The sequence below is a fragment of the Mesorhizobium sp. BR1-1-4 genome (assembly GCF_020165375.1).
In the GTDB taxonomy this organism is placed as follows: domain Bacteria; phylum Pseudomonadota; class Alphaproteobacteria; order Rhizobiales; family Rhizobiaceae; genus Mesorhizobium; species Mesorhizobium australicum.
Genome location: NZ_JAIUIB010000002.1, coordinates 496,205 through 513,602, shown reverse-complemented (window position 1 = coordinate 513,602; position 17,398 = coordinate 496,205). Strand labels below are relative to the sequence as shown.

19 protein-coding genes are annotated in these 17,398 nt (G+C 63.1%); 12 read left to right on the top strand and 7 right to left on the bottom strand.

What is annotated here, in order from left to right; translation table 11 throughout:
• Nucleotides 1–223 precede the first annotated feature (223 nt).
• The gene (hemF, locus tag LB571_RS05750; protein ID WP_140617679.1) at nt 224–1,138 is read right to left on the bottom strand and encodes an oxygen-dependent coproporphyrinogen oxidase; all 915 of its coding nucleotides are present in this window, start codon (nt 1,136–1,138) and stop codon (nt 224–226) included.
• 168 nt (nt 1,139–1,306) lie between these two features.
• Here hemF and LB571_RS05745 point away from each other — a divergent pair, with 168 nt between their 5' ends.
• Nucleotides 1,307–1,564: a hypothetical protein gene (locus LB571_RS05745; protein ID WP_027030665.1), complete on the top strand. Its 258-nt coding sequence runs from the start codon at nt 1,307–1,309 to the stop codon at nt 1,562–1,564.
• On the opposite strand, the gene soxR is transcribed toward LB571_RS05745, so the two are convergent.
• Both soxR and LB571_RS05735 read right to left on the bottom strand, forming a co-directional pair.
• Entirely contained in the window at nt 1,561–2,007 is a 447-nt protein-coding gene (gene soxR, locus LB571_RS05740) for a redox-sensitive transcriptional activator SoxR (protein WP_224592858.1), read from the bottom strand. The genes LB571_RS05745 and soxR overlap by 4 nt on opposite strands.
• Nucleotides 2,008–2,137: 130 nt before the next feature.
• Nucleotides 2,138–2,596, bottom strand: a complete 459-nt coding sequence (locus tag LB571_RS05735; protein ID WP_015316066.1) for a tRNA (cytidine(34)-2'-O)-methyltransferase — start codon at nt 2,594–2,596, stop codon at nt 2,138–2,140.
• A gap of 284 nt (nt 2,597–2,880) precedes the next feature.
• Here LB571_RS05735 and LB571_RS05730 point away from each other — a divergent pair, with 284 nt between their 5' ends.
• From LB571_RS05730 to LB571_RS05710, 5 genes are read left to right on the top strand one after another with little or no spacing between them, the layout of a single operon-like run.
• The gene (locus LB571_RS05730) at nt 2,881–3,402 is read left to right on the top strand and encodes a hypothetical protein (RefSeq protein ID WP_224592855.1); all 522 of its coding nucleotides are present in this window, start codon (nt 2,881–2,883) and stop codon (nt 3,400–3,402) included.
• A 29-nt stretch (nt 3,403–3,431) separates the two neighbouring features.
• The gene (locus LB571_RS05725) at nt 3,432–5,318 is read left to right on the top strand and encodes an ABC transporter ATP-binding protein (RefSeq protein ID WP_140617682.1); all 1,887 of its coding nucleotides are present in this window, start codon (nt 3,432–3,434) and stop codon (nt 5,316–5,318) included.
• Between the two features lie 10 nt (nt 5,319–5,328).
• Entirely contained in the window at nt 5,329–7,212 is a 1,884-nt protein-coding gene (locus LB571_RS05720) for an ABC transporter ATP-binding protein (RefSeq protein WP_140793091.1), read from the top strand.
• 4 nt (nt 7,213–7,216) lie between these two features.
• Nucleotides 7,217–7,708 (top strand): GNAT family N-acetyltransferase, encoded by a 492-nt coding sequence (locus LB571_RS05715; RefSeq protein WP_224592852.1) that lies wholly within the window; start codon nt 7,217–7,219, stop codon nt 7,706–7,708.
• Nucleotide 7,709: 1 nt separating this feature from the next.
• The gene (locus LB571_RS05710; RefSeq protein ID WP_224592848.1) at nt 7,710–8,021 is read left to right on the top strand and encodes a DUF6665 family protein; all 312 of its coding nucleotides are present in this window, start codon (nt 7,710–7,712) and stop codon (nt 8,019–8,021) included.
• Nucleotides 8,022–8,037: 16 nt separating this feature from the next.
• On the opposite strand, the gene LB571_RS05705 is transcribed toward LB571_RS05710, so the two are convergent.
• Nucleotides 8,038–8,382, bottom strand: a complete 345-nt coding sequence (locus LB571_RS05705; RefSeq protein WP_140617686.1) for a cupin domain-containing protein — start codon at nt 8,380–8,382, stop codon at nt 8,038–8,040.
• Between the two features lie 314 nt (nt 8,383–8,696).
• On the opposite strand from LB571_RS05705, the gene petA reads away from it, so the two are divergent.
• The 5 genes from petA to LB571_RS05680 all read left to right on the top strand — a co-directional run bounded on the left by petA (nt 8,697) and on the right by LB571_RS05680 (nt 13,223).
• On the top strand, nt 8,697–9,257 hold the full coding sequence (gene petA, locus LB571_RS05700) for a ubiquinol-cytochrome c reductase iron-sulfur subunit (RefSeq protein ID WP_015316073.1): 561 nt from the start codon (nt 8,697–8,699) through the stop codon (nt 9,255–9,257).
• A 16-nt stretch (nt 9,258–9,273) separates the two neighbouring features.
• Nucleotides 9,274–10,575: a cytochrome b gene (locus LB571_RS05695; protein ID WP_015316074.1), complete on the top strand. Its 1,302-nt coding sequence runs from the start codon at nt 9,274–9,276 to the stop codon at nt 10,573–10,575.
• Between the two features lie 27 nt (nt 10,576–10,602).
• On the top strand, nt 10,603–11,475 hold the full coding sequence (locus LB571_RS05690; protein WP_015316075.1) for a cytochrome c1: 873 nt from the start codon (nt 10,603–10,605) through the stop codon (nt 11,473–11,475).
• 281 nt (nt 11,476–11,756) lie between these two features.
• Entirely contained in the window at nt 11,757–12,452 is a 696-nt protein-coding gene (locus tag LB571_RS05685) for an acid phosphatase (RefSeq protein ID WP_015316076.1), read from the top strand.
• A 225-nt stretch (nt 12,453–12,677) separates the two neighbouring features.
• Nucleotides 12,678–13,223, top strand: a complete 546-nt coding sequence (locus LB571_RS05680) for an adenine phosphoribosyltransferase (protein ID WP_015316077.1) — start codon at nt 12,678–12,680, stop codon at nt 13,221–13,223.
• Nucleotides 13,224–13,381: 158 nt separating this feature from the next.
• Here the strand turns inward: LB571_RS05680 and LB571_RS05675 are convergent, their stop codons facing one another.
• The 3 genes from LB571_RS05675 to LB571_RS05665 all read right to left on the bottom strand — a co-directional run bounded on the left by LB571_RS05675 (nt 13,382) and on the right by LB571_RS05665 (nt 15,790).
• Entirely contained in the window at nt 13,382–13,840 is a 459-nt protein-coding gene (locus LB571_RS05675; protein WP_015316078.1) for a MaoC family dehydratase, read from the bottom strand.
• The gene (locus LB571_RS05670) at nt 13,837–14,304 is read right to left on the bottom strand and encodes a MaoC family dehydratase (protein WP_015316079.1); all 468 of its coding nucleotides are present in this window, start codon (nt 14,302–14,304) and stop codon (nt 13,837–13,839) included. Before LB571_RS05670 ends, LB571_RS05675 begins: the two co-directional genes overlap by 4 nt.
• Before the next feature lie 151 nt (nt 14,305–14,455).
• Entirely contained in the window at nt 14,456–15,790 is a 1,335-nt protein-coding gene (locus tag LB571_RS05665; RefSeq protein ID WP_224592845.1) for a uracil-xanthine permease family protein, read from the bottom strand.
• A 136-nt stretch (nt 15,791–15,926) separates the two neighbouring features.
• On the opposite strand from LB571_RS05665, the gene guaD reads away from it, so the two are divergent.
• Nucleotides 15,927–17,294: a guanine deaminase gene (gene guaD / locus LB571_RS05660; RefSeq protein WP_015316081.1), complete on the top strand. Its 1,368-nt coding sequence runs from the start codon at nt 15,927–15,929 to the stop codon at nt 17,292–17,294.
• The last annotated feature ends 104 nt before the right edge of the window (nt 17,295–17,398 follow it).

Sequence of the window (17,398 nt, the reverse complement as noted above, 5' to 3'; positions counted from 1 at the left end):
TCGAGTCGCGGTTCGCCTGTTCCGACGCAATTCCGAAGGGAAAACCGCATTTTCCTGGAATTGCCCTCAGGCAAACCACCGGCGCTTCCCGACCCGAATGCGATAAATAACCCAGCTTTTTCAGATGGATATTAGACGAAAAAGATATTCATTGCGTCACATTCCGCGCCCAGATTCGAACAATGGGACATCAATGCGGCCTCACATCGCGCTCACAATTTTTTTATGGCCAGCGCACCTCCGGCGGCAGGCTGGACAGGATCGAGGCGACATTGCCGCCGGTCTTCAGCCCGAAGATGGTGCCGCGATCGTGAAGAAGGTTGAATTCGACATAGCGGCCGCGGCGAACGAGCTGTTCGTCGCGGTCGCCATCGGTCCAGTTCTCGTTGAAGTTGGCGCGCACGAGGTGACCGTAGACCACGAGAAAAGAGCGCCCGACATCCTGGACGAAGTTGAAATTGGCATTCCAGCCGCCCTTCTCCTCTTCCGGATGCAGGTAGTCGAAGAAGATGCCGCCGGTGCCGCGCGGCTCGTTGCGGTGCGGCAGGAAGAAGTACTCGTCGCACCAGGCCTTGAATTTCGGATAGTCGGCGACGGCGGCATTCTTCTCGCAAGCGAATTGCATGGCACGCTGGAAGGCGATCGTGTCGGGATCGTCCTGCGTGCGGCGGCGGTCGAGCACCGGCGTCAGATCGGCGCCGCCGCCGAACCACTGGCGCGAGGTCACCACCATGCGGGTGTTCATATGCACGGCCGGAACGTTGGGGTTCCAGGGATGCGCGATCAGTGAAATGCCCGATGCCCAGAAGCGCGGGTCTTCCTCGGCGCCGGGCATCTGCTTCCTGAATTCGGGCGAGAACTCGCCATGAACCGTCGAGGTGTGGACGCCGACCTTCTCGAAGACGCGGCCGTGCATCATCGACATTGTGCCGCCGCCGCCCTTGCCGTGATCGCGCTCCCAGGGCGTCTTTTCGAAACGGCCCGGTGACCACGAAGCCAGCGGCCCGCCGAGATCCTGCTCGATCTGCTCGAAAGCGCCGCAGATGCGCTCGCGCAGCGCCTCGAACCAAAGCCGGGCCTTCATCTTCTTTTCTTCGATGTCGGCAGGCAGCCCCGCCGGTATTTCAGGTCGTTCCAAGTGCCGTCTCCGGTTGCGGGGCGGTGAGTCGACAAAAGACTCGTCTTTTCCGGGCGCGATCCCTAATCTCTTAAGGGACAGGGTCAAGTCACTTTGGTTTCGCGCATGATCCTTTCCGAAACCCGATTCCGATTTCGGGGTCATGCGCCAGGTGCAAGGAGTTGTTTCGTGCGCACCCCGGCAAGACCGCCGCTGGATGGCCTGAAGAAAAGGCTCGATCAAAGCCGGGCAGAGCGCGCACGCATGCCGCGCGACGGTTTTTTGCGCGAGACCTTCGTCCTGCCGCGCTCGGACGCCCGTCTCAAGGCCAAGGAATGGTTCGAGCGCTTCCCCAAGCAGGCCTACTGGACCGAGATCGAAAGCTGGTTCGAACGCCCGGGCGATCTGATCGAGTTCACGATAAGGCGGCTGCCGGTTGCGGATTAGCGCTCGACCAGCAGGCGCCTCGCGCCCGTTCCCTCCCTTGCCAGCCGATCCCCCTTATTGCGAAGTGGGCATTTGTCGATCGACATGCAGCCGCAGCCTATGCAGTCGGTCAGGCCGTCGCGCAACTTCTTTAGCTGGCTGATTTTCTGGTCGAGGCTATCGCGCCAAGCCGTTGAAAGCAGATTCCAATCCTCGCGCGTCGGCGTGCGGCCTTCAGGTAATGATTCAAGAGCGGCACCGATTTCCGCGAGCGAGATGCCGACCTCCTGGGCAATCCGGATGATGGCCACCCGGCGCAGCACGTCACGGCCGTAGCGCCGCTGGTTGCCTGCCGTACGATGGCTGCGGATCAGACCGCGGGCCTCGTAGAAATGCAGTGCCGACACAGCCACGCCGCTGCGCGCGGCCACCTGGCCGACCGTCAATTCCGTTACCGGCGCCATTTTCTCACTTTCCGCTTGACCTCAAGTTAAGTTGAGCTTGTAGCCAAGAAAGCCTGACTGTGCAAACCAAAGGAGAAGGCGGATGTGCGCCTGGGCAAAAATCACCGCTGACGGCGCTGCCGGCGATCCCCTATCGGAGTTGCCGGACGGCTTCGCCCGCCACCATGGCGACGGAAAGGGCGACGTTGATGCTGCGCGCGCCGGGCTGCATCGGGATGGTCAGCCGCGCATCCGCCGCCTGATGGACTGGATCCGGCACCCCCGCGGATTCGCGACCGAACAGGAGGATGTCGCGGTCGGTGAAGCTGAAGTCGGTGTAGGGGGTCGTAGCCTTGGTCGACAGCAGCACCATGCGATCCGCGCGGGCCTTGCGCCACTCCTCGAAGGCGTCCCAGTCGACATGCCGGGTCAGGGCAGCCATTTCGAGGTAGTCCATGCCGGCGCGCTTGAGCGCTTTGTCGGAGAGCGGAAAGCCGGCCGGCTCGATGATGTCGACGCCGAGGCCGAGGCAAGCGGCGAAGCGCAGGATTGTCCCGGTATTGCCGGCAATGTCAGGCTGGTAGAGCGCGATGCGGAGACCAGGGTTCACTTCCGCGTCCTTCTAATAAGTGGCAGATCGGCCACAGCAGCCTCCTGGTTTTGGAAATTCCTGGGCCTGCGGGTGGCCATTTTTTTCGAAGTCGGGTATACGACCAGCATTGTCAACCCGAACCGATGGAGGGGTAATTCATGATGGCCATGTACATCCAGCGCCCCACCTGTGGGCTTATTTGCGCCCTGGCGGTTTCGGTACGACGTTTCTCCTGATCTTTTAGACACTTCCGCACCGATTTTCCGCCGAAACCATACCCTGGTCTTCGAAGGAAACCCGCGATGTTTTTCAAGCTGCCGAAGGGGCCGATGGCCCCGTCCCAACGCGTTCCGACTGATCCGCCGCCGATCCCGCGGCACGATGTCGATCATCCTTTTTATCTCTATTTCAACACGGAGGACGGACCGATGTTCGATCCCTACAGAATACCGGGCTCGAGGAGCCTGCAACACCCGAAGGTGGTGGCTTGGGCGCTGTTGATCGGCGACACCTATTCGTCGGCGGTTCATGCCGAAGTACGCCGGCGTCCACATCGCGGCATGCTGCCGGATGTCGATTTCTCGCGCGCGGTACCCGATCCGAGCCGTCCGTCGCTGGTGCGCCGGATCATCCGGCTGATCCGGCCAGGCGCGAAAAACCGGACTGGTGGCGCCATGTCGTCAGGATCGACAAAGGTGGCTGTCGGCGAAAAGCCGGCGAACCCCTATATAGCGCGAAGCAGGGCCGACGCTCCGGATGATTCCGGAGCGTCGGCCCTCGATGCCATGCGGTCCGAGGACTTCGTACGCCGCCAAGCCGCGTAAGCGGAAAACAGATATCACAGGCGTGACCTATGTTGTTGTTTAGCTGGTTTGAAAGAAAGCTCGATCCGTTCCCGGCCGCGGAACCGGTCGAGCCGCCCAAGACGCTTGTTGCCTTCTGCCTGCATTATACGCGCGGGGCATGGCCCTATATTCTTGTCGATGCGGTGCTGGTCGCGGCCATCGCCATCGCGGAAGTGTGGATGTTCGGTTTCCTCGGCCGCATCGTCGACTGGCTGTCGGGGCAGAACCGCGAGACCTTCCTGCAGACGGAGGGCTGGAAGCTCGCCGGCATGGCCTTCATTGTATTGTTTGCGCTGCCCGGCACGGTCTGGCTGCATTCCCTGCTCAACCAGCAGACGCTGATGGGCAATTACCCGATGCGCATCCGCTGGCAGGTGCACCGCTACCTGCTCAAGCAATCGATGAGCTTCTACCAGGACGAGTTCGCCGGCCGCATCGCCACCAAGCTGATGCAGACCGCGCTTGCCGTGCGCGAATGCGTCATCAAGGTGATCGACGTCCTGAACTACGTCGTCGTCTATTTCCTCGGCATGCTGTTGATCGTCGGTTCGGCCGACTGGCGGCTGGCCGCGCCGCTCGGCGTCTGGATGGTCGGCTACATCCTGCTGCTGCGCTTCTTCATCCCGCGCCTGGGCAAGGTCGGCGAGGAGCAGGCCAATGCGCGCTCGACCATGACCGGTCGCGTCGTCGACAGCTACACCAACATCCAGACGGTCAAGCTGTTTTCCCATTCACGCCGCGAGGCCGCCTTCGCCAGGGAAGGCATGATGGGCTTCCTCGACACGGTCTACCGGTCGATGCGGCTGGTGACACTGCTGTTCGGCTCGCTCTACATACTGAACGCGCTGCTGCTGTTCTCGGTCACCGCCATCTCGCTGTGGCTGTGGATGGGGCAAGTGGTGACGATCGGTGCGGTCGCCGTGGTCATCGGCCTGGTGCTCCGGATGTGGGGCATGTCGCAGTGGATCATGTGGGAAATGTCGAGCCTGTTCGAGAATATCGGCACGGTGCAGGACGGCATTGCCTCGATCTCGTTGCCGCGCCTTGTCGAGGACAGGCCGGATGCCAAGGAGATCATCGTTTCCAAAGGCGATATCCGCTTCGAGGATATCCGCTTCCATTACGGCAAGCAGAAGGGCGTCATCGAAAACCTGTCGCTGGCGGTGAAGCCGGGCGAGAAGGTCGGCATTGTCGGCCGCTCGGGCGCCGGCAAGTCGACGCTGGTCAATCTCCTCTTGCGCTTCTACGACTTGGAAAGCGGCCGGATCCTGATCGACGGCCAGGAGATCGCCGGCATGAAACAGGATTCGCTGCGCGCCCAGATCGGGATGGTCACGCAGGACACCTCGCTGCTGCATCGTTCGGTGCGCGAGAACATCCTCTATGGCCGGCCCGATGCCACCGACGAGATGCTGCTCGAGGCGGCGCGGCGGGCCGAGGCGATGGATTTCATATCAGGACTTTCGGATCATCATGGACGCAAGGGGTTCGATGCCTATGTGGGCGACCGCGGCGTCAAACTGTCCGGCGGTCAGCGGCAACGCATCGCCATTGCTCGCGTTATGTTGAAGGACGCGCCCATACTTATCCTTGACGAGGCGACGTCAGCGCTCGATTCCGAGGCGGAAGCCGCCATCCAGGAGAACCTCTACAAGCTCATGCAAGGCAAGACCGTCATCGCCATCGCGCACCGGCTGTCGACCATCGCGGCGATGGACAGGCTCGTCGTGATGGACCAGGGTCGCGTCATCGAGGAAGGCTCGCACGAGGAACTGGTCGCCAGAGGCGGGCTCTACGCGCAGCTCTGGCAGCGCCAGTCGGGTGGGTTCCTGCTCGATGACGTCCCAGTCGAAGCCGCCAATGACGCAATAGCAAAGGGGCAAGCCGCAGAATGATGGCCGCCGCATGATGACAGCCGTCTACCGCTGGTTCGAGACCTGGGTCTACCCGTTCAGGGAGCCGGCGAATCTTCGGCCACCGGCCAGCGTTACGGGCTTCCTCTGGCACTATGTCGGGCAAGCGAAGTTCGCCTTCTTCGCCATGCTGGTCATCGGCGGCATCGCGCCGCTCGTCGAGGCCGGGCTGTTCTATTTCGTCGGACGGCTGGTCGATATTCTCGACCAATTGCCCGGCGAACGGAGCTGGCACGCGCTGTGGACCGCCGCCGGACCCGAACTGGTGTTCATGGTCGCGGTGGTGCTGATCATCCGCACCGTGGTCGTCGCCTTGTCGGCGCTGGTCGACGAACAGACGATCACGCCCGGCTTCTACAATCTGGTGCGCTGGCAGGCGCACCGGCACGTCTCGCGCCAGTCCTACGCCTTCTTCCAGAATGATTTTGCCGGCCGCATCGCGACGAAAGTCTGGCAGGCCGGGCAGGCAACGGGCGACCTGATGGAAAGTTTCATCGAGGTCGTCTGGTTCATGGTCGTCTATACGGCGACGACGCTGGCGCTGGTCGCCGGGCTTGACCTCAGGCTGGCGGCACTCGTGGTGGTCTGGATCACCGCCTTCGGCTTTCTGGCGAAGCGCTATTTGCCGGCAATCCGCAAGCACGCCGAAGCGACGGCGGAGGCGGGCTCCATGATCAATGGCCGCATTGTCGATTCCTACTCCAACGTGCAGACGCTGAAACTGTTCGCGGCCGACGGCGACGATCGCTACATCAGGAACGGCTTCGACATCTATCTCGACGCATTGCGGCCCTTCACCCGCCGCTTGACCGGCGTGCGCATGGCGCTGACGACGCTGTCGGGCATCATGATCACGGCGATCGGCTGCTTTGCCGTTTATCTCTGGGTCGAGGGCTCGATCACGGTCGGGGCGGTCGCCTTCACGCTCAGCCTGGTGCTGCGGCTCAACATGCTGCTCGGCCGGTTGATGATGCAGATGAACGGCATCTTGCGGAATCTCGGCGTGCTGGAGAACTCCAAGGCGCTGATCTCGCAGCCGCTCGGCCTGACCGATGCACCGGACGCCGGGGAACTGGTCGTGGCGGGCGGGCGCATCGACGTAAAAAATGTCGAGTTCCACTACGGCAAGGGGTTTGGGGTGCTGAACGGCATCAACCTTATCGTCAAGCCGGGTGAGAAGGTCGGGCTGGTCGGGCCTTCGGGCGCCGGCAAGACGACGCTGGCGAACCTTATCCTGCGCCTCTACGATCTCGAAAGCGGCCAGATCACCATCGATGGCCAGGACGTCTCTGGTGTAACGCAGGATTCGTTGCGCGCCAATATCGGCGTCGTCAGCCAGGATACGGCCCTGTTCCACCGTTCGCTGCGTGACAACATCAAGCTCGGCATGCCCGACGCAACCGATGCGCAGGTCGTCGCGGCGGCGAAAAAAGCCGAGGCCCATGAATTCATCCTGACCTTGCGCGACAACAGGGACCGCCAGGGCTACGAAGCCTTTGTCGGCGAGCGCGGCGTGAAACTGTCGGGCGGCCAGCGCCAGCGCGTGGCGATCGCCCGCGTCTTCCTCAAGGACGCGCCGGTCCTGATCCTCGACGAGGCGACGTCGGCGCTCGATTCCGACATCGAGGCGGCGATCCAGGAGAATCTGACGCGGCTGATGGAGAACAAGACCGTGATCGCGATTGCCCACCGGCTGTCGACGATCGCGGCACTTGACCGCCTGGTGGTGCTCGACGGCGGCCGCATCGTCGAGCAAGGCACGCATGACGAGCTGGTGGCGCTCGACGGGCTTTATGCCCGGCTGTGGAAGCGCCAGTCCGGCGGGTTCCTCTATCACGAGGAAAGCGTGCTGGAAGAGACGCGGCCGGCGGAGTAGGCGCGTGGGTGGATCGGCAGAGCTCAGTCCGGAGATCGGCCCAGAGATCGGCTACACGCTCAAGCGTTTGCGGCCAACCGTGGCGGCCTTCGACACGCTGAAGGAAGAGAGCCGGCTGGAAGGCTACTGGATGCTGGTGCGTCTGGGCGATGGCTGGGCAAGCGGCCGCAACAAGTTCCTGAAGCGGGGCGAGGCGCTGTTCGGAGCCTGGCATGGCGCCGAACTCGCCGGTGTCTGCGGGCTGAACATCGATCCCTATTTCGAGGGCAGGGACCACGGCCGGGTCCGCCACCTGTTCGTCAGCGCGCGTCACCGCCGCGCCGGCCTTGGCCGAACGCTGGTCGAGATCGTGATCGACCGAGCCCGCCAGTATTTCACCGTGTTGAACACCCGCGCGCCGCCAGAAGCCTTCGCTTTCTATGAACGGCTTGGTTTTCAGCCCGTGGAGGGTGAAGAATTCGTCACCCATCGCATGGTGTTCAGGAAAGGGAACTGAAATGTCCTTGCGTCCGCCATCCCATCTTGCCGGCACGTCGGCCGCCGACGCGGCCTTCGACGCGCTTGGCCATGAAATCCTGGCAGAGAAGGCGGCGGCGCTCGGGCGGGCCGGCCAGCGCGTGGAAGAAACCTTGGCGCCGTTGCGCGATAACGGGGACGATGAGTTGCGCCCCCGTCTGCTCAAGGAGGCTGCCGTGGCCGTTCACGCCTATTTCATCCAGCGCGAACTGTGCGGCCTTCGCAAGCATGACGCCGTGATCCGCGAATACAATATCCCCAGGGCGGTTCTAGTGAGGCTGGGCGCCGCGTAAAATCAGTTTTTAGGAATCACTCCAGCCATTCGGTGATGAAGCTGCCGTTTTCGTGAATGTCGGTCGTTTCCAGTGGACCGGGACCGAGATTGGTGAATTTGTGCGGCGTGTTGGGCGGCACGATCAGGATCTGCCCCGCCGAAGCCTCGATTTCCTGGTCACCGACCGTGAAGAGGCCGGTTCCCTGGCGGATGATGAAGATCTCCGCATAGGGATGGGCGTGCAGCCGCGGGCCGCCGCCGACGTCGGGCAGGTGATTGAAGATCAGGCAGGAGTTTGAGCCGTAGGCACCGCACTGCAGTTCGCCCTTCCAGTGGTCGGAACGAACAGCCCATTGCTCGCGATCGATGACGTGCGCCATGCGAAGGAGGATAGATCACACCGGCGCCGTGTGTCGAGGCAAGCCGGAGCCTTGGATTTTGCTGATATTCCCGGTTGTTTAGCCGCCCTTTGCAGCCATGCGCCGTCCCGCCGGACACGAGGGGATTTTGTCCCCGCGACAATCTGCCCTTGTGCCTTCACCCGTCTGGACAAAAACGGGCTTCACGCATAAACCGAAGTCCAAATGCCGGAGGAATTCGCTAGCCTGTTCGCCATGCGCTGTCGGGTTGGCGTGATTGAGCGGGGAACAAGGCTCGGCCACCGGCGCGGAAGAGGCGAAAGGATCAGGCACCCGTGAGCGCAACCGACATCCACGATCCCAATCGTCGAGATTTTCTCTACGTCGCCACCGGCATGGCCGCCGTGGTCGGCGCCGGTGCCGTGGCCTGGCCCTTCATAGACCAGATGCGCCCCGATGCCTCGACGCTGGCGCTCGCGTCGGTCGAGGTCGATGTCTCCTCGCTGACGCCTGGCAGCTCGCTGATCGTCAAGTGGCGCGGCAAGCCGGTCGTGGTGCGCAATCGCACCGAGAAGGAAATGAAGGACGGCGAGGCCGTCAGCCTCTCCGATCTCAAGGATCCGATTGCCCGCAACGCCAATTTGCCGTCCGATGCGCCGGCGACCGACGCCAACCGCACCACGCCAGGCAAGGAAGCCTGGATGGTGATGGTTCAGGTCTGCACCCATCTGGGCTGCATCCCGCTCGGCCAGGAAGGCGATTTCGGCGGCTGGTTCTGCCCGTGCCACGGTTCGCAATACGACACGGCCGGCCGCATCCGCAAAGGCCCGGCGCCGGAGAACATGGCGATTCCGGTATTCAAATTCGTTTCCGACACCAAACTCCTTATCGGTTGAGGCAGGGGATATTTCGATGAGCGAGGGACACTCGACCTACACGCCGAAGACCGGTATCGAACGCTGGTTCGACGCCCGCATGCCGCTGCCCAGGATGGTCTATGACAGCTTCATCGCCTATCCGGTGCCGCGCAACCTGAACTATATGTGGACCTTCGGCGGCATCCTGGCGATCATGCTGGTGGCGCAGATCCTGACCGGCATCGTGCTGGCCATGCACTATACGGCCGACACCAATCTCGCCTTCGGTTCGGTCGAAAAGATCATGCGCGACGTGAATTCCGGATGGTTGCTGCGCTACATGCACGCCAACGGCGCCTCGTTCTTCTTTATCGCCGTCTATTTGCACATCTTCCGCGGCCTCTATTACGGCTCCTACAAGGCGCCGCGCGAGCTGCTGTGGATCCTCGGCTGCATCATCTACCTCCTGATGATGGCGACCGGTTTCATGGGCTATGTGCTGCCATGGGGGCAGATGAGCTTCTGGGGCGCCACTGTCATCACCGGCTTCTTCAGCGCCATTCCTCTGGTTGGCGACTGGATCCAGCAGCTCCTGCTCGGCGGCTTCGCCGTCGACAATCCGACGCTGAACCGCTTCTTCGCCCTGCATTACCTGCTGCCGTTCATGATTGCCGGCGTCGTCGTTCTGCATGTCTGGGCGCTGCATGTCGTCGGCCAGTCGAACCCGACCGGCATCGAGGTCAAGTCGAAGACAGATACCGTGGCCTTCACGCCCTACGCGACCATCAAGGACGCGTTCGGCATGATCGTGTTCCTGTTCGTCTTCGCCTACTTCGTCTTCTACCTGCCGAACTATCTCGGCCATCCGGACAACTACACGGTCGCCAACCCGCTTAAGACGCCGGCCCATATCGTCCCGGAATGGTACTTCCTGCCGTTCTACGCAATCCTGCGCGCCATCACGTTCAACATCGGGCCGATCAATTCCAAGCTCGGCGGCGTGCTGTGCATGTTCGGCGCCATCGTCATGCTGTTCCTGGTGCCGTGGCTCGACACCTCCAAGGTGCGCTCGGCGGTCTACCGGCCCTGGTACAAGCTGTTTTTCTGGCTGTTCGTGGCCGATGCTATCCTGCTGGGCTGGCTGGGCTCGCAGCCGGCGGAAGGCAGCTATGTGTTCATGGCGCAGATGGCGACGCTGTTCTACTTCGCCTTCTTCCTGATCGCGCTGCCGGTGCTCGGCTTGATCGAGACACCCCGCAGGCTGCCGAACTCGATCACCGAGGCGGTGCTCGAAAAGAACAAGGGTGGCAGCGGGCATCCGGCGGGCGCCACGGCAGCGCCTGAGACCAAGGGCTGAGCGGTAGAGAATCTAAGGGGATTTGGCATGAAAAAGATTCTCACCTCGCTTGCGCTGGTCGGCCTCGTGGCCGCCGGCACCGGAGTTGCAGGCACTTGGGCGTTCGCGGCCGAAGAGGCGCACAACGCGGCGGCACCGACGCATTTCCCGATCAACGAGCCGAAGGAAATGAGCTGGAGCTTCACCGGCCCGTTCGGCACCTATGACAAGGCGCAGTTGCAGCGCGGGCTGAAGGTCTACAAGGAAGTCTGCTCGGCCTGCCATTCGATGAACCTGGTGGCGTTCCGCACGCTTTCGGACCTCGGTTACAGCGACGCGCAGATCAAGACGCTGTCAGCCGAATACACCATCCATGATGGCCCCAACGATGCCGGCGACATGTTCGACCGTCCCGGCAAGCCGTCCGACCATTTCCCGGCCCCATTCGCCAATGAGGAAGCCGCCGCTGCCTCCAATGGCGGTGCGGCGCCGCCGGATATGTCGTTGCTGGCCAAGGCGCGCGGCGTCGAACGCGGCTTCCCGCAGTTCGTCTTCGATATCTTCACCCAGTATGATGCCGGTGGTCCCGACTACATCCATTCGCTCTTGACCGGCTACGACCAGACCCCGCCCGCCGGCATGGTCATCCCCGAAGGCACACACTACAACCCGTACTTCATGTCCGGCGTGTCGCTGAAGATGCCCAAGCCGCTCTCCGACGGCCAGGTCACCTATGACGACGGTTCGCCGCAGACCATCGACCAGTATTCCCGCGACGTGGCTGCCTTCCTGACATGGGCTGCCGAGCCGCACATGGAAGACCGCAAGAAGATGGGCTTCCGCGTGCTGGTATTCCTGCTTCTGTTCGGCGCCCTGGTCTACCTGACCAAGCGCAAGGTGTGGGAAGCCGTCGCGCACTAGGCCTGTTGATCTTCAGGTGAGGCCGGTCTGCAAACAATGGCTTCCTGCGCTTCCGGTGCTCACGTACTTCAAGTACGCTCCGCTCCGGTTCTCGGAAACCCGTTTTCGATTCGGCCTGACCTGAATCTCAAAAGGCCTTGGACCGTTCAGTGCACAACATGGGGCGCCGCGAGGTGCCCTATCTGCTTTTTGAGTGGATTGCGCCTCCACGTCTCGGCGGTGTCACATGGCCGTCACCACACATCGCGATCCTGCGGCGCTCTCATCAAAGGATCACGCCCATGAAAAGATACGCATCGCTTGCGGCAGGCCTGCTGCTGCTCGTCGTTGGTTCCGCGGCCCGCGCCGAAGACGCAAAACCATTCATCACCAACAAGGATGTCGACCTGACGATGATCCTGCCGCCGCCGCCGGCCAATGATTCGGCTGAGACCAAGGCCGAGCTTGGCGAAGTGCTGACCATGCAGGTCACGCGCACACCCGAGATGGAAGCCCGCGCCATCGCCGACGCCGAGGAAAACGTCTGGCGTTTCGCCGATGTCATGGGGCCGAATTTCAACAAGGACAAGCTGCCGAAATTCAGCGCCTTCTTCGATCGCGTGGTGGAGACCGAAGGCGCCGTCGTCGATCCGGCCAAGGATGTCTGGAAGCGCCCGCGTCCGCACCAGCTCAGCGATCTCGTCAAGCCGGTGGTCAAGCTGTCGAGCTCCGGTTCCTGGCCGTCCGGCCATGCGACCGTCGGCACGATGATGGGCATCATCCTGTCCGACATGGTTCCGGAAAGGCGTGCTGAGATCATGGCGCGCGCGGCCGAGTTCGCCCACAACCGCATCGTCGGCGGCATCCACTATCCGTCCGACGTCGAGATGGGCAAGATTTCCGGCAGCGTCATCGCCGCCGTCCTGCTCAACCGGGATGACTTCAAGGCCGAGTACGATGTGGCCAGGGCGGAGCTTCGTTCCGATCTCGGCATGTAGGATTTGGCCGATAGCCATCCGTTCGAGCGGGGCGCCTTCGGGCGCCCCTTTTTCGTGGCTGCGCCCAACAGGAGGAAAATCGCCTGGCTCCCAGCCCGTAGTCAATTCCTTTGCCGGATGCGCTTGTCTCGGTCGCCACATCGCGCTAGCCGTTGTCGGTCGCGCCGGGTTACGATCGGCCCCGCGCCGTTTCACTTTGTCAGCCGGATCATTCGGAGCCGCTTCATGAAACCTTCTCTCGAAGACACGCTGCTGGCCTCGATCCGTACCATCCCGGACTATCCCAAGCCCGGCATCCTGTTTCGCGACATCACCACGCTGCTCGGCAATGCGCGCGCCTTCCGCCGCGCCATCGACGAGCTGGTGCATCCCTATGCCGGGCAGAAGATCGACAAGATCGCCGGCATCGAAGCGCGCGGCTTCATCTTGGGCGGCGCCGTTGCCCACCAGCTCTCGGCCGGCTTCGTGCCGATCCGCAAGAAGGGCAAGCTGCCTTATGAGACCGTGCGCGTCGCCTACAGCCTGGAATACGGGCTGGACGAGATGGAGATGCACAAGGACGGCGTCGCGCCCGGCGAGAAGGTGATCCTGGTCGACGATCTGATCGCCACCGGCGGCACGGCTGAAGCGGCGGTCAAGCTGCTGCGCCAGATCGGCGCCGACATTCTCGCCGCCTGTTTCGTCATCGACCTGCCGGATTTAGGCGGGCGCGCCAAGCTCGAAGCGCTCGGCGTGCCGGTGCGAACGCTGATCGGGTTCGAGGGGGTTTGAGACCGGTTTGCCGAAGGCAAATTGAAAGGTCCAGTGGACCTTTCAAAGATCTCGAACGCCCGGAGCGATAGCGAAGGGCAGGGAGGCAACACGACAACCAGCGCGGGTGCCGCCCTCATCCGCCTTCGGCCACGCCATAAACGGGGCGAAGGAAGAGACTACTCCACCTTCACCAGCACCGCGCTTTCGAACTCCAGCACCTTGCCGCCGGTCGAATCAGTGGCCTCGCAGAGGAGCGCCAGCAACCGCCAGCCGGGGCGGGACGCGATGGGGCGGTGGGACAGCGCCGTGCGCGTGAAGGTGATGGTTTGCCCGGCAAAGACGGGCTTCAGCCACTTCAGGTTCTTGAATCCGGGCGAGGGGCCGAATTCGGGCACCGGGCCGTCCCAGCCTTCGGCGTCCAGGCGGCTCTCCAGGTTCAGCTTCATCCAGGTGGCGGCGGTATGCCAGCCGGAGGCGCAGAGGCCGCCGAGCACGCTCTTCTTCGCGGCCTCTTCGTCGATGTGAAAGATCTGCGGGTCGTATTTGCGGGCGAACGCCTTGATCGCCTCGGGCTCGAATCTGTGCGAGCCCAGCGTCACCGTGGTGCCGATGCGGAAGAATTCGTCGAGCGTCATGCCGCATTCCCCGCGTCGCGCGTCAGGAACATGACGGAGTTCTCGAGCTCGAAGACGCTTTCGCCGCGCTGGTTGACCAGTTCGCTGCGCATGGTCACGAAGCCGAGTTGCGGCTTCGATTTCGACAGGCGCCTGGCCAGAACCACCAGGCTGCCCCGCAGCGTATCGCCGGCGAGCACCGGCTTCTTCCATTTGACCTGATCGACTCCTGGTGCGCCCTGGCAGGTGGAGTCCAGCAGGAAGGCATCGCACAGCATGCGCATGAACATGGCGCAGGTGTGCCAGCCTGAAGCCGAGAGGCCGCCCAGGATACTCGCCTTGCCGGCCCCCTCGTCGAGATGCATCGGCTGGGCATCGAACTCGCTGGCGAACTCGATGATTTCGGCCGCGCTCACCTCTTTCGTGCCGAGGTCGAACGAGGCGCCCTCGACGAAGTCCTCATAGGCCCATGTCTTGCCGGTCATGGTCTGGCATCCCTGCAGAACGCGCGATCCGCATGGATCGGCGAACCCGGATGCAGGCCGCGGGCGATTTGGTCAAGTCCTTTCTGGTGAGCCAGCCGGCGCGATCGGGCCCGCGGCGGCCGTAGGGGCCAGCTGCGGCGCCTCCGATCGGCTAGCGGGCGTTCGGCAGGATCTGGTGCAGGACGATCGCCCAGACGGCGCCGAAGGCAATGGATGAGCCCAGAATGTACTGCACGATATCGGGCAGCGTCTTGACGAAATCCGGCGGTACCAGCGTGGCGAACAGCGCCATCAGGATGGGCAGGCCGATGACCAGCATGTTGCGTTCGGTCAGCGGCGTCCCGCGCACCACCCGAAAACCGTTCATGGCGATGACGACGCAAAGCACTCCGAAGACGCCGCCGATGACCGGCCCCGGGATTGAGGCGATGACCGCCGAAAGCTTGCCGATCAGCCCGAACAGCACCAGGAAGATGCCGGCCGCCCCGAAGGCGGCACGGCTGGCGATGCCGGTGATGGCGATGATGCCGGCGTTGGACGAATAGCCGGTGACCGGCGTGCTGCACAGCAGCGCGCTGATCAGACAGCCAAGGCCTTCGCCCGTGGCGCCCCGGTCGAGCTGCTCGTCCGAGAGCGGCTTGTCGATGACGGCACCGACCGCGAACCAGGTGCCGGTGGTTTCGGCCAGGACGACGATGTAGACGATCAGCATGGTCAGCGTCGCCGACCAGGAGAAGGTGACATCGAGATTGAGGAAGGCGATGCGCGGCATGGAAAACCAGGTCGCGGCGGAAACGCCCGTCATGTCGAGCTGGCCCATGAAGGCGGCGGCCACGCTGCCAGTCACAAGCGCGATGATCACGGACAGCAGGCGCAGCCATGCGCCTTTCGCGCCAAGCGCCATGCCGATCAGCATGCAGCCGACAAGCACCGCCGCGGCGACGAAGGCGAGGACGATGTTGCCGCCGACGGTGGCGGTGCCGTGGACGGCGAAGACGCTCTCCTTCAGTGCCACCGGCATCAGTGCGACGCCGACGACGATGATGATGGCGCCGCCGACGATGGACGGCACGAAGCGGTTGACGAGGCGGTGGAAGAGCTTTGTCGGCGATCCCAGAAGCATGACCAGTATGGCGCCCGGAATGAGTGCGCCGATCACGGCCGACAGGCCCGGCAGGCCGCCGCCGGCGCCAAAGGCAATCGCCAGCACCGCGCCGATCGGGACGAAGGACGGTCCCTGGACGACGGGCAGCCGCATCAGCAACTGCGACTGGATCAGGGTTGCGATGCCTGCCGCCACGAAGGCCGACTGGATGAAGGCGCCGGCGTCGCCGACGCTGAAGGCAAGCACCGACGCGATGATGAACGGCACGATATAGACGTCCATCGCCAGCACGTGCTGGAGGCCGAGCAGGGCGGCCTTGCCCAGGGGCAACGGATCGTCCGGCTGGGCGATCAAACTGATTTCTGGCGCAACGCGTTCCATGATGTCCCCTCTGGAAATCCCCGGCCGATCATGGGATCAGTCGGCGGCAAAGGACAGCGGCGGAAATGTTTGCCAACTGTTTTCTTCTAGGCCACGCATTGGCAGCCCCGCCCGCCAGCAGCACCGGAGCGACGATATGACGGCAGATCCTTTCACGCTGCTCGGCACCGCCTTCCATACGCCTGAGCGCGGCAGGCTGGAGGTGCTGGAGGAGCACCTGTTCTGCGTCGACGCACAGGGGCGCATCGCCGAGATCCAGGCGCCCGGCCACCCGGAATACACGGCCACGATAAGCGATGCTCGCCGGGCGGGCAGGCTGGTGGAACTTGGCGAGGGGCAGTTCCTGCTGCCGGGGCTCGTCGACCTGCACATCCATGCGCCGCAATGGCCGCAGATGGGCAAGGCGCTGGACGTGCCGCTCGAAGTCTGGCTGCGGAAATACACTTTCCCGCTCGAGGCCCGCTATGCGGATTTGGACTATGCTCGTGCGGTCTATGCTGATCTGGTCGACAATCTGCTCGCCAACGGCACCACCACCGCGCTCTATTTCGCCACCGTCCATGTCGAGGCGAGCGTGGCGCTCGCCGAGACATGTCTTGAGAAAGGCCAGCGTGCCCTGGTCGGCAAGGTGGTGATGGACGACCCCGAACAGTGTCCGCCCTTCTATCGCGATGCCGATGCGGCAAGCGCTGTTTCGGATACCAGGCGCTTCATCGAGGCCGTCATGTCATTGGATCCGGGCGAGAGGCCGCTTGTCCAGCCGGTGATCACGCCGCGCTTCATTCCAAGCTGCACCGACGCGGCCTTGCAGGGGCTGGGCGAACTCGCGGAAGAGTTCGGCTGCCACGTGCAGACCCATTGCTCCGAAAGCGATTGGGCAAAGCAGTTCGTGGAAGCGCGCTTCGGCCAAACGGATGCGGCAAGCCTCGATGGTTTCGGCCTGCTCACCCGTCATACGATCCTGGCGCATTCGAACTTCATCGATGGGCAGGACATGGACCTGATCAAGGAGAAGGGCGCCGGCGTCGCTCATTGCCCGCTGTCCAACGTCTACTTCGCCAATGCAGTGTTTCCGCTTCGCGAGGCGCTCGACCGGCACATGCATGTCGGGCTCGGCACCGATATTTCAGGCGGCTACAGCCCATCGCTGTTCGACGGTTGCCGGAACGCGCTGTCGGCCTCGAGAACATTGCAGAGCGGCGTGCATGCCGGCCTGCCGGCAAAGGAGCGCGGCGCGCCCGGCGAGCCGATCACGCATCAGGAAGCGTTCTGGCTGGCGACCGCGGGAGGCGCGGAAGCGCTCGACCTGCCGACCGGCAGTTTTCGCGTCGGACACGAATTCGACGCGCTGCTGATCGACACCAAAGCGAGCGCCTCGAACATCCATGTCAACGGCGCCGACGATACGCTCGACGACGTCTTTCAGAAGATCGTGCTCAATGCGGCACGGGCCAATATTGCCACTGTTTGGGTCGGAGGCCGGGCGGTGGTCGGCTGTAGCTAAGCTACGCTCACTTGTAGTGGCCTCGCCTGCGCGAATAAACATGGCCCTGTGCCGACGTCGGCAGCGCCTGCGAGCATGGAATACGACAGCCCGTTTTCGTCTTT